General features: G+C 32.5%; 28 protein-coding genes and 2 pseudogenes. 3 read left to right on the forward strand and 27 right to left on the reverse strand.

Going from position 1 to position 26,406, the window contains the following annotated elements; genetic code table 11:
* Positions 1-133: 133 nt before the first annotated feature.
* From dnaK to lepA, 5 genes are all read right to left on the reverse strand, one after another.
* Positions 134-1,984: a molecular chaperone DnaK gene (gene dnaK, locus QQM35_RS09040; RefSeq protein WP_251520414.1), complete on the reverse strand. Its 1,851-nt coding sequence runs from the start codon at positions 1,982-1,984 to the stop codon at positions 134-136.
* Between the two features lie 55 nt (positions 1,985-2,039).
* A complete protein-coding gene (gene grpE / locus QQM35_RS09045) occupies positions 2,040-2,678 on the reverse strand; it encodes a nucleotide exchange factor GrpE (RefSeq protein ID WP_251520412.1) in 639 nt (212 codons plus the stop codon).
* 26 nt (positions 2,679-2,704) lie between these two features.
* Positions 2,705-3,685: a heat-inducible transcriptional repressor HrcA gene (gene hrcA, locus QQM35_RS09050; RefSeq protein WP_342610339.1), complete on the reverse strand. Its 981-nt coding sequence runs from the start codon at positions 3,683-3,685 to the stop codon at positions 2,705-2,707.
* Between the two features lie 95 nt (positions 3,686-3,780).
* On the reverse strand, positions 3,781-4,905 hold the full coding sequence (gene hemW, locus QQM35_RS09055) for a radical SAM family heme chaperone HemW (protein ID WP_342610340.1): 1,125 nt from the start codon (positions 4,903-4,905) through the stop codon (positions 3,781-3,783).
* Between the two features lie 148 nt (positions 4,906-5,053).
* Entirely contained in the window at positions 5,054-6,877 is a 1,824-nt protein-coding gene (gene lepA, locus QQM35_RS09060; RefSeq protein WP_251520397.1) for a translation elongation factor 4, read from the reverse strand.
* A 322-nt stretch (positions 6,878-7,199) separates the two neighbouring features.
* On the opposite strand from lepA, the gene rpsT reads away from it, so the two are divergent.
* A complete protein-coding gene (rpsT, locus tag QQM35_RS09065) occupies positions 7,200-7,451 on the forward strand; it encodes a 30S ribosomal protein S20 (protein WP_251520387.1) in 252 nt (83 codons plus the stop codon).
* A gap of 41 nt (positions 7,452-7,492) precedes the next feature.
* On the opposite strand, the gene holA is transcribed toward rpsT, so the two are convergent.
* The 13 genes from holA to QQM35_RS09130 all read right to left on the reverse strand — a co-directional run bounded on the left by holA (position 7,493) and on the right by QQM35_RS09130 (position 17,728).
* On the reverse strand, positions 7,493-8,467 hold the full coding sequence (holA, locus tag QQM35_RS09070) for a DNA polymerase III subunit delta (protein ID WP_342610341.1): 975 nt from the start codon (positions 8,465-8,467) through the stop codon (positions 7,493-7,495).
* 75 nt (positions 8,468-8,542) lie between these two features.
* Positions 8,543-10,714, reverse strand: a complete 2,172-nt coding sequence (locus QQM35_RS09075; protein WP_342610342.1) for a DNA internalization-related competence protein ComEC/Rec2 — start codon at positions 10,712-10,714, stop codon at positions 8,543-8,545.
* A gap of 44 nt (positions 10,715-10,758) precedes the next feature.
* Positions 10,759-11,220, reverse strand: a complete 462-nt coding sequence (locus tag QQM35_RS09080) for a ComE operon protein 2 (protein ID WP_342610343.1) — start codon at positions 11,218-11,220, stop codon at positions 10,759-10,761.
* Between the two features lie 63 nt (positions 11,221-11,283).
* Positions 11,284-12,006 (reverse strand): helix-hairpin-helix domain-containing protein, encoded by a 723-nt coding sequence (locus tag QQM35_RS09085; protein WP_251520375.1) that lies wholly within the window; start codon positions 12,004-12,006, stop codon positions 11,284-11,286.
* A gap of 52 nt (positions 12,007-12,058) precedes the next feature.
* Entirely contained in the window at positions 12,059-12,778 is a 720-nt protein-coding gene (locus QQM35_RS09090; protein WP_251520373.1) for a class I SAM-dependent DNA methyltransferase, read from the reverse strand.
* A 2-nt stretch (positions 12,779-12,780) separates the two neighbouring features.
* Positions 12,781-13,134, reverse strand: a complete 354-nt coding sequence (gene rsfS, locus QQM35_RS09095; protein WP_251942862.1) for a ribosome silencing factor — start codon at positions 13,132-13,134, stop codon at positions 12,781-12,783.
* Positions 13,135-13,719, reverse strand: a complete 585-nt coding sequence (yqeK, locus tag QQM35_RS09100; RefSeq protein ID WP_251520367.1) for a bis(5'-nucleosyl)-tetraphosphatase (symmetrical) YqeK — start codon at positions 13,717-13,719, stop codon at positions 13,135-13,137.
* Positions 13,700-14,281: a nicotinate (nicotinamide) nucleotide adenylyltransferase gene (nadD, locus tag QQM35_RS09105; RefSeq protein ID WP_251520364.1), complete on the reverse strand. Its 582-nt coding sequence runs from the start codon at positions 14,279-14,281 to the stop codon at positions 13,700-13,702. The genes yqeK and nadD overlap by 20 nt, the downstream gene beginning before the upstream one ends.
* Positions 14,281-14,571, reverse strand: coding sequence for a ribosome assembly RNA-binding protein YhbY (gene yhbY, locus QQM35_RS09110; protein ID WP_251520361.1), 291 nt, complete (start codon positions 14,569-14,571; stop codon positions 14,281-14,283). Before yhbY ends, nadD begins: the two co-directional genes overlap by 1 nt.
* A gap of 11 nt (positions 14,572-14,582) precedes the next feature.
* The gene (aroE, locus tag QQM35_RS09115; protein WP_251520358.1) at positions 14,583-15,380 is read right to left on the reverse strand and encodes a shikimate dehydrogenase; all 798 of its coding nucleotides are present in this window, start codon (positions 15,378-15,380) and stop codon (positions 14,583-14,585) included.
* A 13-nt stretch (positions 15,381-15,393) separates the two neighbouring features.
* On the reverse strand, positions 15,394-16,491 hold the full coding sequence (gene yqeH / locus QQM35_RS09120) for a ribosome biogenesis GTPase YqeH (RefSeq protein ID WP_418129372.1): 1,098 nt from the start codon (positions 16,489-16,491) through the stop codon (positions 15,394-15,396).
* Between the two features lie 9 nt (positions 16,492-16,500).
* Entirely contained in the window at positions 16,501-17,028 is a 528-nt protein-coding gene (locus QQM35_RS09125; protein ID WP_251942859.1) for a YqeG family HAD IIIA-type phosphatase, read from the reverse strand.
* Between the two features lie 13 nt (positions 17,029-17,041).
* Positions 17,042-17,728, reverse strand: a complete 687-nt coding sequence (locus QQM35_RS09130) for a 5'-methylthioadenosine/adenosylhomocysteine nucleosidase (RefSeq protein WP_251520349.1) — start codon at positions 17,726-17,728, stop codon at positions 17,042-17,044.
* A 242-nt stretch (positions 17,729-17,970) separates the two neighbouring features.
* Between QQM35_RS09130 and QQM35_RS09135 the strand changes: the two genes are divergently transcribed.
* Positions 17,971-18,252: a hypothetical protein gene (locus QQM35_RS09135; RefSeq protein ID WP_342610345.1), complete on the forward strand. Its 282-nt coding sequence runs from the start codon at positions 17,971-17,973 to the stop codon at positions 18,250-18,252.
* Positions 18,253-18,559: 307 nt separating this feature from the next.
* Here QQM35_RS09135 and QQM35_RS09140 read toward each other — a convergent pair whose 3' ends face one another.
* Positions 18,560-18,943 (reverse strand): effector binding domain-containing protein, encoded by a 384-nt coding sequence (locus QQM35_RS09140; protein WP_342610346.1) that lies wholly within the window; start codon positions 18,941-18,943, stop codon positions 18,560-18,562.
* 513 nt (positions 18,944-19,456) lie between these two features.
* Between QQM35_RS09140 and QQM35_RS09145 the strand changes: the two genes are divergently transcribed.
* Positions 19,457-19,777, forward strand: coding sequence for a GNAT family N-acetyltransferase (locus QQM35_RS09145; RefSeq protein ID WP_342610587.1), 321 nt, complete (start codon positions 19,457-19,459; stop codon positions 19,775-19,777).
* A 193-nt stretch (positions 19,778-19,970) separates the two neighbouring features.
* On the opposite strand, the gene QQM35_RS09150 is transcribed toward QQM35_RS09145, so the two are convergent.
* From QQM35_RS09150 to greA, 8 genes and pseudogenes are all read right to left on the reverse strand, one after another.
* On the reverse strand, positions 19,971-21,203 hold the full coding sequence (locus QQM35_RS09150; RefSeq protein ID WP_251520340.1) for an NRAMP family divalent metal transporter: 1,233 nt from the start codon (positions 21,201-21,203) through the stop codon (positions 19,971-19,973).
* Positions 21,204-21,208: 5 nt separating this feature from the next.
* On the reverse strand, positions 21,209-21,967 hold the full coding sequence (gene pxpA / locus QQM35_RS09155; protein WP_251520338.1) for a 5-oxoprolinase subunit PxpA: 759 nt from the start codon (positions 21,965-21,967) through the stop codon (positions 21,209-21,211).
* On the reverse strand, positions 21,968-23,326 hold the full coding sequence (locus tag QQM35_RS09160) for an acetyl-CoA carboxylase biotin carboxylase subunit (RefSeq protein WP_251942853.1): 1,359 nt from the start codon (positions 23,324-23,326) through the stop codon (positions 21,968-21,970).
* Positions 23,327-23,348: 22 nt separating this feature from the next.
* Positions 23,349-23,576 (reverse strand): annotated as a pseudogene (locus tag QQM35_RS11455) (acetyl-CoA carboxylase biotin carboxyl carrier protein); the annotation flags it as partial.
* A gap of 110 nt (positions 23,577-23,686) precedes the next feature.
* Positions 23,687-23,795, reverse strand: a pseudogene (locus QQM35_RS11460) (acetyl-CoA carboxylase biotin carboxyl carrier protein subunit); the annotation flags it as partial.
* A gap of 2 nt (positions 23,796-23,797) precedes the next feature.
* Positions 23,798-24,802 carry a biotin-dependent carboxyltransferase family protein gene (locus QQM35_RS09170; protein WP_251520332.1) on the reverse strand — a complete coding sequence of 335 codons (1,005 nt, stop codon included), beginning with the start codon at positions 24,800-24,802 and terminating at the stop codon, positions 23,798-23,800.
* On the reverse strand, positions 24,792-25,526 hold the full coding sequence (pxpB, locus tag QQM35_RS09175) for a 5-oxoprolinase subunit PxpB (RefSeq protein WP_251520329.1): 735 nt from the start codon (positions 25,524-25,526) through the stop codon (positions 24,792-24,794). The genes QQM35_RS09170 and pxpB overlap by 11 nt, the downstream gene beginning before the upstream one ends.
* Positions 25,527-25,914: 388 nt before the next feature.
* Complete coding sequence (greA, locus tag QQM35_RS09180; protein WP_251520310.1) at positions 25,915-26,391, reverse strand: transcription elongation factor GreA; 477 nt, start codon at positions 26,389-26,391, stop codon at positions 25,915-25,917.
* Between the last annotated feature and the right edge of the window lie 15 nt (positions 26,392-26,406).

The raw sequence follows: 26,406 nt of genomic DNA on the forward strand, positions 1-26,406 counted from the left end.
TTATATAACGTGACCTCATTGCAATTCAAAATAAAGAAAAAAGTCAAAGCCAATGTTCAATTGACTTTGACTAATTTTGGCTAAGCAATTGTGTTATATTTGATTATTAACAATTTGTTAGTCATTACTGAACTTATTTTTTGTCGTCTTTGTTTTCGTCATCTTTTACTTCTTTAAAGTCAGCATCTTCTACATTGCTATCTTGTGCAGATGAATCAGCTGATTCACCAGATTGAGCTTGTTGTTGTGCTTGTGCAGCTTGCTCATAAACTTTTGCTGATAAATCTTGAACAACTTTTTCTAATTCTTCTTTCTTAGTTCTGATATCTTCGATATCTTCACCTTCAAGTGCTGATTTTAATGCTTCTTTCTTGTCTTCAGCATTTTTCTTATCTTCTTCACCAATGTTGTCACCAAGATCACTAATTGTTTTTTCAACTTGGAATACTAAGCTATCTGCTTCGTTACGTAAATCACTTTCTTCACGACGTTTTTTATCTGCTTCTGCATTTTCTTCAGCATCTTTAACCATACGGTCAATTTCATCGTCTGAAAGTGAAGAGCTTGATTGAATTGTAATGTTTTGTTCTTTATTAGTACCTAAGTCTTTTGCATTAACATTAACGATTCCGTTTTTATCAATATCGAAAGTAACTTCGATTTGAGGTACGCCACGTGGAGCTGGTGGAATATCAGTTAATTGGAATCTACCAAGTGTTTTGTTGTCTGAAGCCATTGGACGTTCACCTTGTAACACATGGATATCAACTGCTGGTTGATTATCTGCAGCTGTTGAGTAAACTTGAGATTTTGAAGTTGGAATAGTTGTATTTCTTTCGATAAGTGTATTCATACGTCCACCCATGATTTCAATACCTAATGATAATGGTGTAACGTCTAGTAATACTACGTCTTTAACATCACCAGTGATAACGCCACCTTGGATAGCAGCACCCATAGCTACTACTTCGTCAGGGTTAACACCTTTGTGTGGCTCTTTGCCAACTTCTTTTTTAACAGCATCTTGTACTGCTGGGATTCTTGTTGAACCACCAACTAAGATAACTTCGTTAATGTCTGAACTTGTTAAACCTGCGTCTTTCATAGCTTGACGTGTAGGTTCCATAGTACGTTTGATTAATGAATCAGCTAATTCTTCGAATTTAGAACGAGTTAAGTTAAGTTCTAAATGTAATGGACCACTTTCACCAGCTGAGATGAATGGTAATGAAATTTGTGTTTGAGATACGCCTGATAAGTCTTTTTTAGCTTTTTCTGCAGCGTCTTTTAAGCGTTGTAATGCCATTTTATCTTGTGATAAATCAACGCCGTTTTCTTTTTTGAATTCAGATACTAGGTGATCGATGATAACTTGGTCAAAGTCGTCACCACCAAGTTTGTTGTCACCTGCTGTTGAAAGTACTTCAAATACGCCATCGCCTAATTCTAGGATTGATACGTCAAAAGTACCGCCACCTAAGTCGAATACTAATACTTTTTGATCTTCTTCAGTTTTGTCTAAACCATATGCTAATGCTGCTGCTGTTGGTTCGTTGATGATACGTTCAACTTCTAAACCAGCAATTTTACCAGCATCTTTAGTTGCTTGACGTTCACCATCATTGAAGTAAGCAGGTACTGTGATAACTGCTTTTTCTACTTTTTCACCTAAGTAATCTTCAGCAGTACCTTTTAAGTTTTGTAGTACCATTGCTGAGATTTCTTGTGGTGTATAAGATTTGCCTTCAACATCTACTTTATAATCTGTACCCATATGACGTTTGATTGATTGAATTGTATTAGGGTTAGTGATTGCTTGGCGTTTAGCAACTTCACCTACTTGTGTTTCACCGTTTTTAAATGCTACAACTGATGGAGTTGTTCTAGCACCTTCAGGATTTTGGATAACTTTAGGTTCGTCACCTTCTAAAATTGAGACACAAGAATTTGTTGTACCTAAGTCAATACCTATTACTTTACTCATAATAAAATTCCTCCTGTATGTTTATTGAAATTTATGTTTTTATTAATGTTTTTTCTTATTGGTTTACTTTAACCATTGAAGGTCTTAATACACGTTCCTTCAATTTATAACCACTTTGTAGTTCTTGGGTGATTTGTCCTGATTCATAATCAGGGTTTTCATCTTGAACTACTGCCTGATGTACATTTGGATCAAATTGCTGTCCTTCTGCGTCGATTTTTTCTAATCCGTTTTTACTCAAGGCATTTAATAGGCTTTCATGAACCATTTCTACACCTTTTTTAAGTGATTTGAATTGTTCATCTTCACCATCTATTTGTAAAGCACGTTCGATGTTATCAATTGTTGGTAAAATATCATTCAACACATCTTGTGCTTTATAAGCTTTCATCGTTTGATTTTCTTTTTGAATTCGACGTTTGTAGTTTTCAAATTCAGCATATAATCTTAAATATTTTTCTTCATTTTCTTGAACATCTTGTTTCAATTGTTGAATTTCTTCATCTTTAGGGTCTAAATCTGCGTCAGTTGATTCTGTATTGTCTTCATGCAGATTGTCTTGTTCCTCTTGCGTCGTTTCTTCAGTATTTTTAACCGTTTCTTCAGATGTCTGACCTTGGTTGTCTGAATTTGATTGATCATCTGATTGTTGATCATCAAACTGGTTGTTTACTGATTCATTTTTTTCTGTCATTGTCTGCCCTCCAATACATTTCCTCGTTACCAAATCGTATTTAAGATTTTGATAACATTTTGATAATTCATAGCCGTCGGTCCGATTACCGCTATCTTTCCTTTTAGTCTATCATCAATGTGATATTCACTTGTAACGATAGATATATCACTCAAACTTGATTCTATTTCATGTCCAATCTTAACATTTATCTCGGAATTAGACATGTCATCAAGTAATTGGGTGATTTTCTTTGATTCTATATATTGCAAAATGGGTTGGATCGACGAAACATTATTTTCATTTAATGCATCAATTAGTTTAACCTTTCCACCCATGTAAATGCCATTACTTTGATTATCAAAATGAGCATCGATTGTATTTAGCATGTTCTCGATAAATGATTTCTCCATATTGGAATTAACGAATGACATTAATTCATCTTCGAAATGATAATTGTTCCATTCGTTATATTTATCGGTAACAAAATTCGATATTTTCATTAACTCATCATTTGATAATGGCGCATCAGATGCTAGATGTAAGTGCTCAACATGCCCTGATGAAAATACCACAACCATGATAACCAAATGTGCATTGGGTCTAATCAAGTGGATGTTATTAATAATATCTTTATTGTGGTTAGGATGCATGACCAACGTTGTATATTGAGAGGCTACTGATAATTCATCAGCAAATTCACTTAAAGTTGATGATATATCGTATTGATTTTCAATTAGTAATGCTCTCAACCGTTGTATCTTCTTCTCTTGTTGATGAGATGTTTGCTTTAATAATTGGTTCACATAATATCTAATGCCTAACTCAGAAGGCGAACGACCTGAAGACGTATGCAATTTTTCAATCAATGCAAGTTCTTCTAGGTGTTTCATATCATTTCTTATAGTAGCTGGGCTTACATTGAGCTTATGACGTTCTATCAACGTCTTAGAACCAATTGGTTGGCCTAATTCAACATAGTCTTCAACAATTGCATTAAGTATGCTCAATTGTCTATCACTAATCATGCTTTCACCTCATTAGCACTCTTTTCTCTCAAGTGCTAATTATAATTTATCAAATTGGTCAAAGTAAGTCAATGTTAAAGCATCGAAATTTTAAATTAAATGTTTAATAAAAATGATTCAAATACAAGATTACCTACAACCTTGCCTCTATCAGTCAATTTGAGATGATTATTTTCTTCTTTAATCAAGTGTTGATCTAGTAACTGCGTAAGTGATGAACCATATATATCCTCTATTGTTTGACCAAATTTATCATAAAATCTCTGCTTACTAACGCCTTCGTTCATGCGTAGGCCTAAAAACATTTCTTCTTCCATTTGTTCAACTTTTGTTGGAAATTCTGAACGTAGTAACGGTCGTTCATTACTTTTTATTTTTTTAATATAGTGATTCACAGGGTTTACATTTGTATAACGCTCTCCGTCAACATAACCACTAGCACCTGCACCAAATCCATAATAACCTTCATTTCTCCAATAAACTTTATTATGTTCAGATTCATGACCTTCTTTACCAAAGTTTGAAATTTCGTATTGATGCATAGAAGATCGTTCCATGCGATGCAATAAATAATCATACATTTCTTCACCTACGTCTTCATTCGGCAACTTCAGTTTCCCTTTTCTATACATATTATAAAATTGAGTTTGAGGTTCCAAAATAAGCCCGTAGCTAGAAATATGATCAATATCCATAGCTAATGCTTTATCTAAACTATCTTTAAAATCTTCCATTGTTTGACTAGGTAAATGGTACATTAAATCTAAACTAATTGATGGGATACCTACTTTACGAGCGTTTTCAACGGATTGATATATGTCTTGCATATTATGAGTGCGTCCCAAGATTTCTAATAATTCAGGCTTAAATGTTTGTACACCCATCGATAAGCGATTGACGCCATATGCTTTTAATAATTTTACTTTTTCTAAAGTTAATTCGTCAGGGTTTGCTTCAAAGCTAAATTCACCTTTAATGTTAAAGATTTTCGTGATGGCAAGTAATAACTTTTCTAATTGTGCTAAATTTAATGCAGTTGGCGTCCCGCCTCCCACAAATACTGTTTGTAGTGTTCGTACAGTACTTCGTTCCATTTCTTCTATCAAACAATCTAAGTATTCGTCGACTGGTTGATTTTGTATAAAATATTTATTGAAATCACAATATGTACATATTCGCACGCAAAATGGTATATGAATATATGCACTTTTTACTTCCATTATTAATTCACCCGACTTTATAATACTTACTTTACTTCTATTTTTCCAAAAAAACTGGAGGCTAGGACACTTTATAATGTTGTGCTAATCACCTATGAAAGGTAAATCATTTATTAGCACTTTGTCCTGACCTCCAAAATTAAGGTTTCTATTCATCATCCATTTTTAAAACTGCTAAGAAAGCATCTTGAGGTATTTCTACATTACCAACTGCTTTCATTTTAGCCTTACCTGCTTTTTGTTTTTCTAATAATTTTCTCTTACGGCTAATATCCCCGCCGTAACACTTAGATAATACGTTTTTACCCATAGATTTAATATTTGTACGGGCTACTATCTTTTGCCCAACAGCTGCTTGAACAGGCACTTCGAATTGTTGTCTTGGTATGAGTGTTTTAAGTTTTTCAACTAATGCTTTACCTCTTTCATAAGCAAAATCACGATGTACGATAAAGCTAAGTGCATCTACTTTTTCACTATTTAAGAGGATATCCATTTTCACTAAATTACTTTCTTTATTATCAATAAATTCGTAATCAAATGAAGCATAACCTTTCGTATTTGATTTAAGTTGATCGAAGAAATCAAATACAACTTCAGATAATGGAATTTCATAAATGATGTTTACACGTACATCATCGATATATTCCATATTTACAAAATTCCCACGCTTACGTTGACATAATTCCATTACCGCACCTACGAAATCGTTTGGAACCATCATAGTAGCTTTAACAAACGGTTCATAAATCGCCTCTATTTGATCTCTTTCTGGCATTTGCGCTGGATTATCTACTGAAATTTCTTCTCCTGTTTTCATGATACATTGGTAAATTACTGAAGGCGCTGTCGCTATAAGTTCAATTCCGAATTCACGTTCAATACGTTCTTGTATAATTTCCATATGTAACATGCCTAGGAAACCAGTACGGTAACCAAAACCTAATGCTTGAGATGATTCTGGTTCGAATTCAAGTGAGGCATCATTTAACTGTAATTTTTCAAGCGCTTCACGTAAATCATTGTAGTCTTTATTATCTATTGGGAATAGACCACAAAAGACCATCGGGTTCATTTTCTTATAACCTTCTAATGCTTCTTCAGCTGGTCTAGCCGCATGTGTGATTGTATCACCAACACGAGAATCATCAACATTTTTAATATTAGCTATGATATAACCAACGTCACCTACTGTTAATTCATCAATGGCTAATTGTTTCGGCGTGTTGATACCCACTTCTGTCACTTCGAACTCTTTACCTGTCGCCATCATTTTAATACGATCTCCAGCTTTAACTACACCTTCGATAACGCGAATTGATGAAATAACACCTCGATAAGGATCATATTCCGAATCGAAAATTAATGCTTTTAATGGTGCTTCTGGATCACCGCTTGGTGGTGGTACAGTATCAACGATTTGCTCTAGGATATCTTCAATTCCAATATTAGATTTAGCACTTGCTAAAACGACTTCATCTTGATCTAAACCGATTACGTCCTCAAGTTCTTGTTTCACGCGTTCTGGTTCAGCTGCTGGTAAATCAATTTTATTAACTACAGGAAGTAACTCTAGTTCGTTATCTAAAGCTAAATATACATTTGCGAGTGTTTGTGCTTCTATACCTTGAGCAGCATCTACTACGAGAATAGCACCTTCACAAGCTGCTAATGAACGTGAAACTTCATATGTAAAATCGACATGTCCAGGTGTATCTATAAGATGGAACGTATAGACCTCTCCATCTTTAGCTTCATACTTTAAGCGAACAGCATTTAACTTTATTGTAATGCCTCGTTCTCTTTCTAAATCCATGGAATCTAGTAATTGATCTTTCATGTCTCTCATTTCAACTGATTTAGTATTTTCTAAAATTCTATCAGCTAATGTAGATTTTCCATGATCTATATGTGCGATTATAGAAAAATTTCTAATATTTTTCCTTCTATCAAAACGTTCTTGTTTATCCATGTAATTTTTCCTTCCCACTTTCAAAATTATTACCTTATCTTATGTATAACATTCTTCGATATAATAACGCTTTTACAACACAATTGCAAACGTCTCAAGAACTCTATTAAAGTAATATAAGTATTATTAAATTCTGTTATTAATACGCTTAACATTATAGTAGTTATTGTCGCTTATGCCAAATGGCATAACCTCATATTATTTATTAAATCGTGCTTTAGTAAAATAATGATTGCAGAAAAAGGCTCCTTTTGATAAAATATTTCTTGTTGTAATCAAATTTCTATTTGATAGAAAAGATCACTTTTAGGAGGTGACATAGATGCCAAACATTAAATCTGCAATTAAACGTGTTAAAACAACTCACACTGCTGAGGAACGTAATATCTCACAAAAAAGTGAAATGCGTACTGCTATTAAAAGAGCACATTCAGCTATCAACACAAACGCTGATAACAAAGATGAATTAGTAAGCTTTGCTTTGAAAAAAGTTGACAAAGCATCTCAACGCAACTTAATCCACAAAAATAAAGCTGCTCGCATCAAATCATCATTGATGACTGGTAGTAAATAATAAAAAAGTTCAAGCCTTAGCTTGAACTTTTTTTATTTGATTTAAAGTGAAAGTATGAACAATTCAAGGATTAAATGCTTATCCATATAGGATGATTTTAATTTATAATCAGTTTCTGCACAGCTATCTATTATATTTAACAAATCCTCTAATTGATAATATCTAGCTTGATTCAAAGCCAATTTAACTCGATATGGATGCACGCTAATCGTTTTCGCAATTTGTTGCCCACTATAGCCCTTTTGACTTAAAATCTTACTTTGATAAAACAAACGATAATTGCTCGTAATCAGTGCTAGTAATTTTATTGGTTCTTCTTTCATCGCAATTAAATCTTTTACAAGTTGAATTGCTTTATCTTTTTTATTTTTCTGAATGTAATCAGTAAGAAGGAACACATTCTGTTCAAGACTTCTATTAACAATTTTGTTAACATCCTGTTTGTTTATCGTTGGACGATCCCCTAAAAAAAGCATTAATTTTTCTAACTCTTGTTTCACTATATTATAGTTTACGCCTGTTAACTCAATAAATAAGTCTAATCCGTCTCTTTTAATGTCTTTATAATTATTATGTAATTGATTAAGAATCCATTTTTTTATTTCTTCTTCTGACATTTGTTCAATCTTTTTTAATTGGGCATTTTTCTTTAATGTTTTAACAAGCTTTTTTCTTTCATCTAGCTTTGTATTATAAACTTCAAAAATAATTAAACTTTCACCATCGTATTTTTCAATAAATTCCTTTAATGCTTCAAGATTATGATTAATATCTTTAGGTGGCTTTTCTCCAGTAAAGACAAAAGCATTTTGAATGAGTAATGCTTTTTGGGTTGAGAACAACGGCATTGTTAAGGCCTCTTCAATAATTTGTGAGATTTCTGTTTCATACAAATTAAATTTAACAAAGTTGAAATCATCTTTCGGTTCATCTAAATATTGGTCAATCAACTCTTCCGACTTCTTCTCGATTAATTCAGGTACTTCCCCATATAAAACGATTATATTTTCACTCATAAGTGGCACCCTTTCATCGCTAATACATACTTCGTCATTATATCATGTGTAATAATTTCTAACTAGATAAAATCATTATGATGCTTCGGTCTCAACTTGTAATTCCTCAGATAAAGTCACAGTTGTCTCACCTTCAGTTGAGGTCATAAAAATTTTTGAATGTAAACGCTGAAGTCGTTCTAAAACTTCATTGTTTGGTAAGTTATATATATTGTTTTTACCTACCGATATTAAACTAACTTTAGGTTCTACCTGATTTATAAATTGTTCACTTGAACTTGTTTTACTACCGTGGTGTCCAACTTTCAAAATATCAATATGAGAAATATTATATCTTTGCAAAAATTGTTGTTCATTATTCGTAGTCGCATCTCCCATTAATAAAATCTTATAGTGTTTATACTGGATATACGTAGTAATACTATGTTCATTAAGATCCTGCGATTGATTCATTGTTGTTTTACAAAATGTAATTTGTGCATCATCAAATTTAAAGGAAGATAATGATACATAGTCTATTAATTTGATGTGCTTTTGATCGCAGACGTGCTTTAAATGTTGTAATTGTATACTGTTATAACTAGCTGGATTTATAATAATATGTTCAATAGAGAAATGGTCAATTAAATAAAAGAGTTCACCGATGTGATCTTCATGTGGATGTGTTAAAACGAGGTAATTGATTTGATTTAGACCATGCTTTTTTAAAGTAGGTAGTATATGGTATTTTGCTATATTATGGCTATTATGTCCTTTCTGACGCATCGCCTTTCCACCGGTATCTATTAAAATACTATGATGATGCGCGGTTTCAAATAGTAAAGCATCGCCTTGGCCAACATCTAACATAGTTAATCTATATTCATGGGGGATAGGTAGAATAGTAACCAATACATAAAGCGCAACATTCATCATAATAAATAACAAATAGCGTTTATAAGTATAAATAATCAACATAAATAAAATCAATAAAACTGCAATCACTACGTACAATTCACTAAGTTTTGGAATAAACCATTTAAAACGACTTAATAAATAAAATAACTCAATCATAAAATCATGAAAATTAAATAATATATTAACGAAATAAGTGAGAATGTTTATTTCAAAAGGAAAATGAACTGTTATAAAATATAAAATAATTATCGGGAAAAATAATAAACTATAAAAAGGGACGAAGAATAGATTTGCAAAAATTCCTATCCATTGAATTTGATTAAAATAGATTGCACTGATAATAAATGACCCTAATTGGGCAATGACCGTCATATGTATGAGCGCAAAAATAGGAGTCGTATTAGTGAAAATTGGTGAAGAAAATAATATACAAAAAGTGATTAAATAGGAGAACTGGAAACCAATATTATATATTAACGAGGGGTTCAACAAACTCAAAAATATAAAACTACAACCTAAAATATTCATTGAATTTTTAAAGATAAGGTCTTTAAACAATACGATACAAATAGCCCCACATATTGCACGTACCGCACTCGGAGCAAAATCAGTATAAATCGCATAAATTGGCAATATCATAACAATAATGGTGTTAATCAATATTAACGGTATCTTAAGTTTATTTAAGATGAAATACAATAATCCCACTATAATGCCTATATGTGTGCCACTCACTGCTAATAAATGATATATTCCTATTTCTTTAAATTTATCAATAATGTCTTCGTCCATTTTCAACGTGTCACCACTAATGTGAGCAATAATTCTTTCAGGTTTATTGAGTTGTGTCCCTTTCAACTTCTCATAAATATATTGCTTATGATGATTTAAAAGATTTAACAAAACTGCGTTATCTGTTGCTTTACAACTCTTGAAGTCCACATCATTAATAAATAAAAAAGGTTTACTATTTGGATCTTTATTATTCTGCTTTATCTTACCCTTAACGTTACAACTGCGATGTTGTAGAAACATTTGCACTTTACTTAAATCTTGATTATCTAGAAAATAGTAATATTTATATAAATCATCATTTACTTTGACTGTGCCTTGTAATTTATTATCTTTTATAAAGGCTTGGTTTAAAAATTGAACACTTCCATTAAAATCTTCGTGTGTCTTTATGTATGTTTGCTTTGAAATTGCTAAATTATAATGGTGTTGAAAATAAAAATAACTTACTATTGGAATAGTTAAAAGCAGTAAATATTGTTGCCATTTAAAATGTTTCCTAATGGCAACAAAGATTAATAATATAAAAACACATATAGCTAATAATTTAACGTGCACCCATAAGATACCTACTAATAATGCGATAGCGTAGTAGATCATTATTATTTATTTAATAAATATTGGGCTACGTGATGCTGGTCGAAAGGTATTTTTTTATACTCAATATTAGATTGATCTAATAATCTTATTGCATACTCATGATTATGATAATCTTCAGCGTAATAAATTGTTGTAATACCCGCTTGAATAATTGACTTCGTACAATTGAGACAAGGAAAATGAGTTACATATATCGTTGCTCCTTCAGTGGATGCCCCTTGCTTGGCACATTGTAATAACGCGTTCATCTCTGCATGAATCGTTCTTATACAATGGCCATCCTCAATTAAACAACCTTCATCAATACAATGTACTTCGCCGGAAACTGAACCATTATATCCGCCAGCAATAATTCTATTATCTTTAACAATGGTCGCACCTACTGACAAACGCTGACATGTAGAACGTAATGCCAATAAGTGACTTTGAGCCATAAAGTATTCATCCCATTTTATTCGTTTCATGATGTTACCTCCAAAAATTTCATATACTCATAGATTAAATATATTTAAATCATTTTTCAATAACTAAACTGTGAAATAGTCTCGTAATTTTTCTAATGTCTTCTCACCAATACCTCTTATTTCAGTTAGTTGATCTACAGAATTAAAACTGCCTTCGTTGTCTCTATATTCTATTATCGCTTGTGCTTTTACTGGTCCGATACCAGGAACTTTCATTAAATCAGATTCTGTTGCATTATTTAAGTTTATTGTTTCACTGTTTTCAGATTTAGAAACATTACTAGTAGCAGCCACATCTTCTTGATGACCATCAATATTTCCACTTATTTGATTACTTTGTTCTCCTTTCTTAGGAATATAGACGAGTTTTTGATCCATAAGTTTTTCAGCAAGATTCACTTGACTTAAATCAGCATTACTTTTGGCTTGGGCTTTCGCTAAAAGTTGTTTAATTCGGTCCGTTGCTTTCATTTTATAGACGTCTGGTTTTTTTACTGCCCCTTTTATATCAACATAAATAAAATCATTTGTACTTTGCGATTCAGTTTGAGGCTGTTTTGGCGTATGTTTATTTTGTTGTGCAGACAATTCGTTCGTCGATGATGCTAAAGACGGGGTTTGATTCAAATTAAATTCATCCGTTTTTAGAGGTTCAGAGCTAGCATGATTAGAGTTAAACAAACTAGATATTAATAAAGCACACATCATTACTAAGGTGAGACTCAAAGCTATAATCAATTTATACTTTAAAATAAACGGTTTAATCTTCTCCCAATATCGTTGCATAAAAAAACACTCCATTATACATTACACGTATAAAGAAGTGCTTTTACTTTATTTATTTTCTAACTATGAAAAATAAGCGCTCAGCTGCATTATCATCATGATGTTCTATTTCAAAGTCTACAAATGTATCTATTTTAGAAAAGCCTACTCGAGTAAGCATTTCTTTATATTTTGCTTCAGTAAATGTACGTTGGTAATGCGATTCATCAAAACGTTTATAGTTATGCTCACTTTGGTTAATAAAAAACGTCATGTCATGCCACACACTTAGAGGTTCTTCACCTCTAACAGCTTCCCATGCTAAGAATACATCTTCTGACTCATCAATATAGCTTTGATTATTAAATAATGTATTCATCTTATGAACTGTATGTACATCAAACATAAATGTACCTTCTTGGTCTAAATGTTTGAAGACATTATAGAATGTTGATATGACATCATCTTCATTTGGCAAATAATTTAATGAATCACAAAATATCGTAATTACATCAAATTGTTTGTCGAGATTGAATTCAGTCATGTCACCTTCTATCCAGTTAACGTTATTAGATTTTTGAGTTGCCACGGATAACATATCAATGCTTAAATCCATACCGGTTACCTCATCAAAGCTTTCTAACAATGTTGTAAAACTACCGGTTCCACAACCTAAATCTAATATTGATGACTTTTTCAATGAAAAATGGTTTACGATGTCCAACCATGATTCATATGGTTGATCAAATGTTAATTGATCATAAAATAAACTCATTTCTTCATATTGAACCATAATTAATAAACTGCCTGTCTATAGGTTTCCAGAGGAACATCTTGATATAATTTCTCGATATTGTAATAACCACGTTCGTCTTTATGATAAATATGGACAACCACGTCAGCTAAATCGATAAGTATCCATCTTGCTTCGTTAAATCCTTCCATACGTTTTACATCAATGCCCGCTTCGTGTGCAGCATCTTTTACTGAACGTGCAATCGCTTGTACTTGTCTTTCATTGTTGCCGTGGCAAACGATAAAGTAATCTGTCATATCGCTAATACCGTTCATGTTTAAAGAAATAATATCTTCTGCTCTTTTACTCTCTGTCGCTTCGACAGCCATGTTTAATAATTGATCTGAATTCATTTAATCATCCTTTACTCTTTGGTCACTATAATTGTAATAATTCAAGCATCCAATGGTCGCGTCAAAAACATTGATATCCTTACTGATTAAGTGCAAGACAGTTCGCTTAGATATTTCATAAATTGTATTATCTAAGCTACCTTGATTGTATGCTAAATCTCGAATTTCTTCAATTCCTGGGGTCTGACGACCGGGTTCTATATAATCTGCAATAAACACAAGCTTTTCTGTTTTAGTCATTTGTGCACGGCCAGTCGTGTGATTTTCAATAGCTAATAAGACTTCTTCATCGCTGACACCATACTGTTCTTTCATAATTACAGCACAAACCGGCCCGTGTAAAATTTCTGAACCATAGCTCAGTAAATCACTATTAAGTTCATGTTGTCTGACGATTTGATACATTGAACCTAAGTCATCGTATTTACAATAGTCATGTAAAATACCTGCGAGTTCTGCTTTATCTTTATCACCATCATAGATATCCGCTAATTTAACCGCGGTTTCAGCTACTCTTAAAGAATGTTTATATCTTTTTTCTGGTAATTTATCTTCGATTAACTTTTTAGCTTTCTCTATTTTCATATAACCCTTCCTCTCTAATATAGCTTTCTACTGTTTGAGGAACTAGCATTTGGATGTTTTGATTATTTTTTACTCTTTCTCGTATAGAAGTTGAACTAATATCAATTCGTGGAATATTTATAGCTTTCATGCCACGTTCTACCTTTTGTGTTTCTTTTTCGCGATTTACGACGATGAAAGTTATCTTTGATTTTAAAGCATCAATCATATACCACTTATCTAATTGATTGTATTGATCAGTTCCTATAACAAAAAATACTTGTGCTTGAGGATATCGTTTAACGATATCATTTACTGTGTCATAAGTGTAACTTTGGCCTTTTCTTTCCAACTCGTCTAACCAAATTTCCCCAAAACCTAGTGTTTCGATTGCACCTTTGATCATGTTAACTCTATGTTCACCACTTAAATAATCATCATGTTTTTTAAGCGGAGACATATGACTTGGTAAAAAGACAAACTTTTCTGGTTTGATCTGAAAGTTCACTTCACTAGCAACTATTAAATGTGCGGTGTGAATCGGGTTAAACTGTCCACCGTACAATACAATTGATTGTGTCATTATGGTAATTGAATTTGTTTATTTTCTTGAGATTCTTTATATAGTACGATCATAGACCCGATAACTTGTACAACATCACTTTCAGTTGCTTTACTTAAGTCTTGAGCTAATTCATTTTTATCTTCAAAATTATTTTGCAATACGTGGATTTTAATTAATTCTCTTTTTTCAAGTGTTTCTACTAGTTGTTGCACCATGTTGTCATTGATACCAGATTTCCCTACTTGGAAAATTGGTTCAAGATGATGTGCTTTACTACGTAAAAATCTTTTTTGTTTTCCTGTTAACATATAAATCTCCTTTATAATCGTTTTAATACAGCTTGTTTCATCGTGTTTATATCAGGCATTTGACCCGACCATATTCTAAAACTTTCTGCGCCTTGAAACACAAACATATCTAACCCGTTATAAATTGGATTTCCCTTTGCTTCAGCTAGTTTTAAAATTGAAGTTTTAAATGGAATATAAACAATATCACTCACTAATGTATGAGAGGACAGATTGTCCAAGCTTATCACGACTTCTCGGTTATCTTTCATACCAATTGGTGTTGTGTTTATTACAATATCAAAGTTAGCTAATGAAGTTTCCGCTTCAGCTAGACTCATTTTGTTAATATCTAAGTGCCAGTTATCAAACCGACTTAATGTACGGTTTGCAACAGTAAGTTTTGGTTTCACAAATTGTTGCAATTCATTCGCGATGCCTTTACTTGCTCCACCTGCGCCAATTATTAAAATTTTCGCTTCTTCTAAATTTTCATAGGTTTGTCTTAGACCAGTTACATAACCTATTCCATCTGTATTATACCCAATCCACTTACCATTTTCGATATTAACAGTATTAACTGCGCCAACTGTTTTTGATTGGTCATCAATCTCATCCAAATATGGAATAATGCGTTCTTTATGAGGAATCGTTACGTTAAAACCTGCTAATCCTTTATCTGATATTATATCTTTAATGAGATGAAATTGTTGTTCCGGTATATTTAATGCTTCATATGATGAAGACGCACCTAAAGATTCGAAATTTGCATTGTGCATGACAGGTGATAATGAATGATCTATAGGGTGACCAATTACTGCGTATTTCATTTGATACCACACCTTACATGATAGAATTTCTTAATACTACATCAATGTTTTTAGGGACACGTACGATCACTTTGGCACCAGCATCAATCGTAATAAAGCCAAGCCCTGAAATCATTACGTCTCTCTTTTCTTTTCCTGTTTCTAGTCGAACAGCTTTAATATTTTCTAAATCGAAATTTTCAGTTTGATTAGGTGGGGATAATAAATCACCTAAATGATTTCGCCATAAGTCATTTGCATTTTCAGTTTTAGTACGATGGATATTTAACTCATTTGAGAAATAACAGATTAAAGGTCGTTTGCCACCGCTAACATAATCAATTCTTGCTAAACCTCCAAAGAATAATGTTTGCCCTTCATTTAACTGATAAATACGTTGTTTTATTTCCTTTTTAGGCATAATTGTTTTTAATTCCTGATCTGACACTAGATGAGTCATTTGATGAGACTGTATTACACCTGGTGTATCATACATAAAGGTTGTTTCATCTAGTGGGATATCAATCATATCTAATGTCGTTCCAGGAAATCTTGAAGTAGTAACAACGTCTTTCTCACCTACACTACGTTCAATCAGTTTATTTATTAAAGTTGATTTGCCGACATTTGTAGTGCCAACGATATAAACATCTTCATTATTACGATTCTGATTAATTGATTGTAACAAATCTTCAATACCTTCATTTTTCTCAGCTGAAATTAAGACAACCTCTTCTGCCTCTAGTCCGTATCGACGTGCAGTTTTTTTCAACCATTCTTTAACGCGACGTTTATTAATTTGTTTAGGTAATAAATCTATTTTATTAGCAACTAAAATAATTTTCTTATTGCCAACTATTCTTTTAATTGCATTGATAAATGAACCCTCAAAATCAAAAACATCTACTACATTTACAATTAAGCCTTTTTTATCTGCAAGTCCATTGAGTAAATTCAGAAAATCTTCACTGTCTAATCCAACATCTTGAACTTCATTATAGTTTTTCAGACGAAAACATCTCTTGCAAATGACGTCTTCGCGAAATAAATTATGTTCAGGCACATAACCAGGCGCATCAGGATTCTCAGATTGTAATGGCGCGCCACAACCTATACATTTTAATTCTTCTATTTCAGTCAATCAGTTTTCCTCCCATTTTATATAACCTTTTCGCTTAAAGTGATGCAATAATCTTCTTTCAACTATGCGATTAAATTTCGTAACAAAACCGTCTGTTTTTTTGATTGGCACAACCATAATTGTAAATAATCCACGACGATTCCCACCAAATACATCAGTCATCATTTGATCTCCAATTACTACGATGTCAGATGGTTGTAAATTCATACGTTGAATCGCTTGATTAAAAGCACGACCGCGTGGTTTTCTCGCTTCGAAGATGTAATCAACATTTAAATCTTCACAAAAATCAGCCACACGCTTTTCATGATTATTCGATACAATCGTTACCGTAATGCCAAGGTCATCTGCTTGTTTAAACCATTTCTTTATTGATTCAGTTGGTTGTAACTCATCCCAACCAACAAGTGTATTATCTAAATCTGTAATTATGCCTTTAAATCCTTGTTCAGCTAATTTATTAAAATCGATTTGATAAACCGATTGAACATATTCATTTGGCAAGAAATTTTTTTTAATAATTCCCATATCATTCACCTTTTTATATATTATTAATGAGTCGTACGACGATTTCACTAGACGATTTTGCTGCTTTACCTAAAAATTCTTCAAATGTTATTCCCGCATCTCCATCAGCTAAATCTGAAATGGCACGGGTAATAATAAATGGTGTATTGAATTGGTAACATGTCTGTGCAATCGCTGTAGCTTCCATTTCAGCTGCTAACGCTTCTGGAAAGTTACTTTTAATCTGTGTTTTTTGTTCGGGTGTACCAATAAAGCTGTCCCCACTGACAACCAAACCTGTTTGTGCAACAAGTTGACATTGTTCAATAATTTGAACCGTTTTATCCAATAAACCAACGTTTGTTTGATAACTTTCTGGCATTTGAGGAATTTGGCCTATTTGATAGCCGAATGCACGAGCATCTGCATCATGATAACTTACTTTATCACTTACAACAATATCACCTACATTTAGCTTATCATCTAGAGCCCCCGCAGAACCTGTATTAATAATTACTTCAGGATTAAACTTTTCAATTAATAATGTGGTTGATATTGAAGCATTTACCTTACCAATACCACTTTGAGTAAGGACAACGTCTTTACCTTCGAGCTTACCTTTATAAAAATGAACATGGGCAATATTTATTTCTTCATATTCTGTTAATTTATTTTTTAAAATTGTAATTTCTTCTTCCATTGCACCAATGATACCTATCATTCACACTCACCTCATTAAATTAATCCTAACCTTGATTATTTTATCATATTTATGTAAATACCTCGATCATACATCTATAAATATAAAATAATAACCCATAAATGTTTTCCATACAATATAATGACAAAATGTTGAATCAAATTTGGTGCAAACGCTTACGACCTAACACTTTTGTTATATCACATCATTACCATTACTTTTATGCAAATTATATGGTTCAATAGTTGTAGGAGGTGTAACGTATGAATCAACGAAACGAACATGTTCTTTCTTCTATAAGTTATTTAAGTTTCTTTTTTGCACCAATTATTTTACCACTTATTGTAGGTATTGTAGCAAAAGGAGAAACATCTAGTCATAGTTTCAAAGCATTATTAAATCATATATTAACCGTAGTATGTTTCTACTTAGGCATTTTAGCTTTGGTAGGATCAGGTCCATTATTGCAAGATAGTGGATGGTTATTCTTTTTAGTGATCGTTATCGCTATTATATTATTAGCTTTAACAGTTTATTTATATTAAACATAGTTAGAGGTATCAAATTGTTATTAGACTAAAAAACAAGACAAAAATTAATAACAAATTTCAATTAATAAAATTTTCATATCAAAAAAAGAATGCGAATCCCTTTTGTATAATTTAAAGGAAGTTCGCATTCTTTATTTACATTTAAATCTATTTTTATTTATCAAAAAATTGACCTAATTCTCGAAATGAAAGTACCCTTTTGAAAATCGTTATGATAACTGCTATAATACCTCTAGAAATCTTGAAAAGCAAAATTCCTAATTGAAAGATTAATACAAGAAGAAACTCGTTTTACAAAAAGCTAAAATAGATGTATAACAACTGATCCATCTTTTTTATATTCTTCACAATCAATATCATAACTTCTTTTAATTTTGTTTTCTTCTTCATCTTCCCAAATTCGTTTCCATACGGTTATAATTTCATCTTTTCCAGCACACTTATATTCAATACTCTTAGCAAAGTCAACCTCGAAAAATTTATCAGCCAAAATATCTTCTGTACACAAAGCTAACGAGTAATCGCCTTTATAATTCGACTCATAATCATAGTAAACTGCATATACCTTACCATTATAATCATCATTATTTTTATAAAAGCTATCCCACATCCCTAGAATTTTATTCATAATATCTTTATCTTCAAAATTATTTGTCCTAACAGTTTTATAAACATACAACTTCATAAAATAACCCCTTTCTTTTTATCTTACCAAAAAATTTACTTTATTGACATTAATCTTCGGAACCCTTAACAATCCCAAAACTTGTCGAATCGTGGGCTTAATAGCTCACGCTCTGCCAACATTCGTCTCCAAATTTAGTTAAGGGTACTTCTCACCATCAATAAATATTCTCGACATAAACTAAAAACTTTGAAAGTATCTCTAACTTTTAAAAATAGAGTCTAAAAAACATTTTCTTAATCGTGATTAAAAAATTGATAAAAAATTACTTATTAAATCTGTCCTTTTTTACCCTTAAAAACCACCTAAATTAATAGGTAAGTTTTTGCGTATTCGTATAATTTAATTTATAGTAACATCAAGATAACAACGTGCTTTAAAAATCAAGACCAAGGTGGTAAAAAAATGATTTATAAATTAAACAATAAGGACGAACAAAAATTAAAGACTTTAGGAGACCTCTGATTAAATTCAAATATAACTACCCATAACTTTATCGATGAAAAATATTGGATTAGTAATTATGAAAATGTTTTAAAAGCCTTTAAAAAAGCTGATATTATTGTTTATACAAGAAATGAAGAAATCATAGGTTTCTGCGGTTTGGTGGATAATTATATAGCAGGAATGTTTGTTGAAAAAAATGAAAGAAATCAAGGGATAGGTGATAAATTAATAAAATACTTGCAAACTGAAAAAGATAATCTATCACTAAAAGTATATCAACAAAACAAAAAAGCAATTAAATTTTATAAACATCATAACTTTAAAATAAAAGAAGAAACCAAAGATGAAACTCAAAACAAAGAATACATAATGTATTGGAATAAGTGATTGTATATTTTGAGGTAAATATGAAATCTAAAAATCATTTTCTAAATCGTGATTAAAAAATTGATAAAAAATTAGATGAAAAGTTAGAAAAAATTACTTATTAAATCTGCCTTTTTTGTCCTTTTTCAAAACAAAAAACCTTGAGTTTTAAAATTTAAAACCCAAGGTTGAAATGTTAGAGTCGTCAAAACCCTTATTTTCCAAACAATTGACCTAATTCTTGAAGTGAAAATACCCCTGTAAAAATCGTTATGATAACTGCAATAATACCTGCAACTAACATCCACGTTGGATGTTTATAATCTCCAACAATCGATCTACGTTTACTCGCAATTAAGATTGTTCCTAAAGTAACCGGTAAAATTAATCCATTTAACGCACCTGCAACGATTAATAATGTTACAGGTTTACCAATAAATAAAAATACGAGAGTAGAAATAACAATAAATGCTATAACGATTAAGTTAGTACGATTATTTAAAGATTTTGTCATAGTTTTTAAGAAAGTTGCACTTGTGTATGCAGAACCAATAACTGATGACATCGCCGCTGCAAATAAAACGATACCAAAAATATTACGACCTATTGGGCCTAATACATGTTCAAATACTGATGCAGGTGGATTATCTGCGTTCAATGCTGCGCCTGTTGTAACTACGCCAAGTACAGCTAAGAATAATAAAGCTCGTAATACACCAGTTGTTAAAATACCAGAAACAGCTGCTTTATTAACGAAAGGTAAGAAAGACTTACCTTCAATACCTGAGTCTAAAATTCTGTGTGCTCCTGCAAATGTGATATAACCCCCAACTGTACCACCAACTAATGTGATAATTGGAAGTACGAGTGCGAGCGGTTTTTCTGGTAATACTAAATGTTGTGCTGCTTCTAAATATGGTGGTTGTGCTTTTACCATTACAAATGCAATGACTACAATCATTAAAATACCAAGGAACATCGTAACGACGTCCATGATTTTTTGTCCACTCTTACTCATAAAGATTGCAATTGATAAAATCGCTGTAATTGCTGCACCAATTTTAACGTCTATCCCAAATATAGCTTGTAGACCTAAACCTGCACCGGCGATATTACCTATGTTAAAGGCAAGACCACCTATGGCTATGAGTACAGAAATAACTGTTCCTAGACCTTTTACAACATCGTTAGCTACTTCTTGTCCACGTTTCCCTGTAACTACTAACACACGCCATATATTAATTTGAGCTCCAATATCTATCAGGATTGATAGTAAAATTGCAAAAGCAAAACTTGAAGCAAATTGTTCAGTGAACACTGCTGTTTGCGTTAAAAACGCAGGCCCAATCGCTGAAGTTGCCATTAAGAATACTGATCCTAATAACAACCTGCGATGGTTTTTCGTAAACTTCGCGTCATTTTCTTTAGGTATTTGTTTTTCTCCCATATATCTTATCCCCCTAATTTCGAAATAGAAATTCCTTCTTTCGTTAATCTTTCTTTGATTTGTGATACAAATTCAACGGCATGAGCGCCATCGCCGTGCACACAAATTGTATCCGCTTCAATATCAATTTTTTTGTTGTTTTTTGAAACAACTTTTTGTGATTTTACCATCATCACGACTTGTTCTATTGCTTGCTCTGTATCTGTAATAACTGCATCACTTTCTTTACGACTTACAAGTTGTCCATCATCCTCATAGCGTCTATCTGCAAATACTTCTGAAGCCGTTGTTAAGCCAACTGCTTTTGCTTCTGAAATTAATAATGTATTAGATAAACCAACGTAAATTAGTGAAGAATCAAAATCATATACCGCTTGTGCAATAGCTTTAGCAATAGCTGCGTCTCTCGCACCCATTTGGTAAAGTGCACCATGTGGTTTAACATGGTTTAGTTTTACGTCGTGAATACGACAGAAACCATTTAATGCACCGAGTTGATAAACAACAATATCGTAAACTTCCTGTGGTGATAAATCCATTTTTCTACGACCAAAACCTTGTATATCAGGCAGACCTGGGTGCGCACCAATTCCAATGCCATGTTCTTTTGCATGCTTTATCGTTTCATTCATTACATCTGGATCTCCAGCATGGAAACCACAAGCTATATTAGCTGAAGTAATGTGAGGGATAATTTGCGCATCGCCACCAAATGAATAATTACCAAATGCTTCTCCTAAATCACAATTTAAATCTATTTGCATTTATGATTCCTCCTTGATAATTTGATGTTTATCTAAGAATTTGATGTCGACATCTTTAGCATCTCCATCAGCATATAATGGGAATGATAAGACTGCATATAAGAAATCAGCAGTTGTCGTAAATCCATCGATGACCATCTCATCTAGTGTCACTTTTAATTTATTGATTGCTAATTGACGATCTTCTGATTTTACGATTACCTTCGCAACTAACGAATCATAATTAGGTGAAACCATGTATCCTTGATATAGTAAACTATCAACACGAACGTTGTGACCTTGTGGTAAATGTAATGCTTTAACTTTACCTGGTGAAGGTTGGAATTGACGTTGTGGATTTTCAGCATTAATTCTCGCTTCTATGACATGCCCATCAAAGATTATGTCTTCTTGTGAGAAAGGTAGCTCGCCATTTTGTAGTAAATAAAGTTGTGCTTTCAATAAGTCTCTATTTGAACGCATTTCAGTGACTGTATGTTCAACCTGAATACGTGCATTCATTTCGATAAAATAGTAAGCATCATCAGTCACGAGGTACTCAATCGTTCCTGCACTTCTATAATTTGAAGCTCGCGCAACTTTAACGGCGTCGTTACACATCGATTCTCTCATTTCATCGGAAATTGCAGCACATGGTGATTCTTCTATGAGCTTTTGATTTTTACGTTGAACTGAACAATCACGTTCACCTAAATGTATGTAATTGTCTTTTCCATCACCAATAACTTGAACTTCTACGTGCTTAGCTACAGGTATAAATGCTTCAACATACACACGATCATCATCAAAGTATTTTTTACCTTCGCTTTTCGCTTCTTTAAATGATTTTGCAAGTTCATCTTCTGATTTAACGATACGGATACCTTTACCGCCACCGCCACTTGCTGCTTTTAATACTAATGGATAGCCAATTTCTTCAGCCAATTCTTTTACTTCTTCTACAGATTTAACATCATTTGTTGAACCTGGAATAATGGGCACACCAGCATTATCAACTGTTTGACGAGCTGTTATTTTATCTCCCATTAACTCCATCGTTTTCTTCGTAGGACCGATAAAGTGGATATCATTTTCTTCAACTTTTTGTGCAAATGATGAACTTTCAGATAAAAATCCATAACCAGGATGAATTGCATTCGCTCCTGTAATATCTGCTGCACTTATGATTCTATCTTGGTTCAAATAACTATCTAATGGATTCGCTTCACCAATACAAATTGCTTGGTCAGCCAAACTAACGTGCAAGCTTGATTCGTCCCCTTTTGCATAAACTGCAACTGTTTCAATATTTAATTCTCTACAAGCACGGATGATTCGAACCGCAATTTCACCTCTGTTTGCAATTAAACAACGATACACTGCAAACGCCCCTTTCTCAAAGTTATTTCACTCTAATAATAGCTTGATCATATTCTACATTCGTACCGTGTGATACTAGAATTTCATCGACTACACCTTCGACATCACTTGTAACTTCATTCATAACTTTCATAGCTTCGATATAACCTACTACGTCACCTTTTTTCACTTCATCGCCAACCTCAATGATTGGATCAGTTAATTCTTTTTCGTCTTGTAAGAAGAATGTACCAACCATTGGTGATTTAACTTCTTCTCCTTGAGTTGATTCAGAACTACTTTGTGAATCTGACGTTGAAGTAGTAGATTCAGTTTGTTGCGTAGCTTGAGTTACTTGTGGTGCTGGACTTTGACTTACAGCTTCAGTAAAGTCAACATCTATTTCATATTCGTTATCTTTATATTTAAATTTTTTCACATCATTTTGTTTGATTAATTTGATAACTTGTTCAATATTTTCAAAGTTCATTATTATTCTCCTTTTAATAAATTATTAATACGTGTTGACGTACGTCGCATTTGATTTATATCAAAAGTTGGCATCTCAACTACTTGCTTAATTCTTTCTTGGAATGATTTTTCCTTTTGTTCTAAACTTTCTATCGCAGATTCTACTGTAGACCACTCAAAATGAATTGTTTCACCTGGTTTTTTCTGAGCTAAAACAGAAAGATCTGCTGCACATACAGTTGCGATTTTAGTATACCCACCTACTGTTTGTTTATCATTAAGGAGGATAATCGGATTACCATCATTCGGTACTTGGATGCTACCTAAAGCTACAGGTTCTGAAATAATATCTGCTTTCTCTTCAGGAGAAATATTTTCACCTTGTAATCGATAGCCCATTCGGTCTGATTTTTCAGAAATCTTATATTCATTTGAAACTAAAATTTCTTGAGCTTCTTGAGAAAACGCATCAATTTGAGAACCTTCAATGATTCTAATTGTATTTTGTTCAAAGTCTTGATGATCTATATTTAAACTGTAAGCAACGTGTGAAGTAAGATCTTCTATTGTTTTACAAGGGATAATATCATTAGGTTTTAACACACGGCCTTGTAAACCACCCATTTGACTTCGCGTATGAGTTGAATAACTTTCAGCTACAAGTGGTAAATCCAAGGGTTTCTCGAATAGTACATAGCCACGTGCACCCGTCACGGCTTGGCCAAGTTTAAGTACATCACCTTGTTCAACTGAATAAACTGTCTGATTACTCACTGATTCATCATTTAATTTGGCATCAAATAGTGCACCTGTGATAACAAAAGCATTATCTTCTAAAAATTGAATCTCAGGCCCTATCACGGTACATTCAATCGCAGGTCCTTCATTATTGATTAATGCTTGACCTAATCTAAATGCATATGAATCTAACACACCCGCAGTTGAAAAACCTTGATCTTGATAACCTATTCTGCCCAAGTCTTGAATCGTACTAAATAAACCTGGTTTTAATATTTTAATGCTCATATTGAACTTTCACCCACTTTTCAATATTAAAATCTGATTGTTTCATTTCATCGAGAATTTGTTCATATGTCGCTTCATCGATTGCATAGAATTTCAAATAATCACCGGGTTCATATAAACACATAGGGTTTCGATTCAAATCAAATACTTTAATTGGCGTACGCCCAATAATCTGCCAACCGCCTGGTGACTCTGTAGGGTATAAACCTGTTTGATTATTAGCGATACCAACTGAACCAGCATCAATGCGTGTTCTTGGTTCTGTTCTACGTGGCGTATGTAATGCTTCATCAAGTCCACCTAAAAAAGGAAAACCAGGCATAAATCCTAACATATAGATTAAATAAGCATTCTTTGTATGTTTGGAAATAACTTCATCAACAGTAATATCATTATAGTTCGCAACTTCCTCAATATCTTGACCATATTGTCCCCCGTAAACAACTGGTAGATTGATAACTCGTGTGCGACTATCAGTCATTGACAGTTGTGACTCATCTAGTTGATCTAGCTGTAAATCGTCAATAACTTGTTTAACGTTCTGTTGAGTAATATCAACATTGACCATAATAGCACGGTATGATGGTATAACTTCAACTATAGCGTCATGTTGTTGATCTTTTATGTATTGTTCAACTTGTTGTACTTTTTGGAACGTTTGACGATCGATTTGGTTATTAAAATAAATCATAAACGTCTGTTCATTTATCAACTTATATTCCAAAATAATACTCCCCTTTACCATAAAATAAAAATTTAACTTAGATTATACTCATTAACGCGTAATACTACTATTGTACCATCTACGTACAAATCTTGCTTAATTAATGATATAAATTATAAGTAATCACTGCCAACAATTTTGTTAAAATAAATTTTGCAAATACACAAGGATAAATTATGTATAGATATATTTATAATTTACCAAAAACCAGTCAATAAGTATATAAAATATTATGTAATCGTTTACATTTTTTGTGTAAATGTATGAAAATTGCAGATGATTCGTACACAAAAAGATGATTTCTATTATAAAAATACATATAGAAATCATCATTTATGGGTACTTTTGCAATTTAAAGTTCATTACAAATGAATTATAATTAAGTTTATTATTTTATATTAACAATTTTAACATTCATTTCATCACCATTTGGTAGTGGTACACGTACTTCTTCGTTTAATTTCTTACCGATAAGGCTTTGTGCCATAGGTGATTCGTTTGAAATCTTACCTTTAAATGCATCTGACTCAGCTGAACCTACGATTTGATAACTTTCTTCTTCTTCACCTGGTAGTTCAACAAATGTTACTGTTTTGCCGATTTGTACTTGGTTATTATCACCATTATCTTCAATGATTAATGCATTACGTAACATATGTTCTACACGTTGAATATCTTGTTCAATAAATCCTTGTTCGTCTTTTGCTGCATCGTATTCGGAGTTCTCTGAAAGGTCACCAAATGAACGAGCAACTTTGATTTTTTCAACGACTTCTGGTCGTTTAACAGTCTTTAATTCTTCTAATTCTTGTTCAAGTTTTTCGAATCCTTCTTGAGTCATAGGATATTGTTTTTGGTTTTCCATATTGTCATCTTCCTT

It is taken from the genome of Staphylococcus hsinchuensis (assembly GCF_038789205.1).
In the GTDB taxonomy this organism is placed as follows: Bacteria; Bacillota; Bacilli; order Staphylococcales; family Staphylococcaceae; genus Staphylococcus; species Staphylococcus hsinchuensis.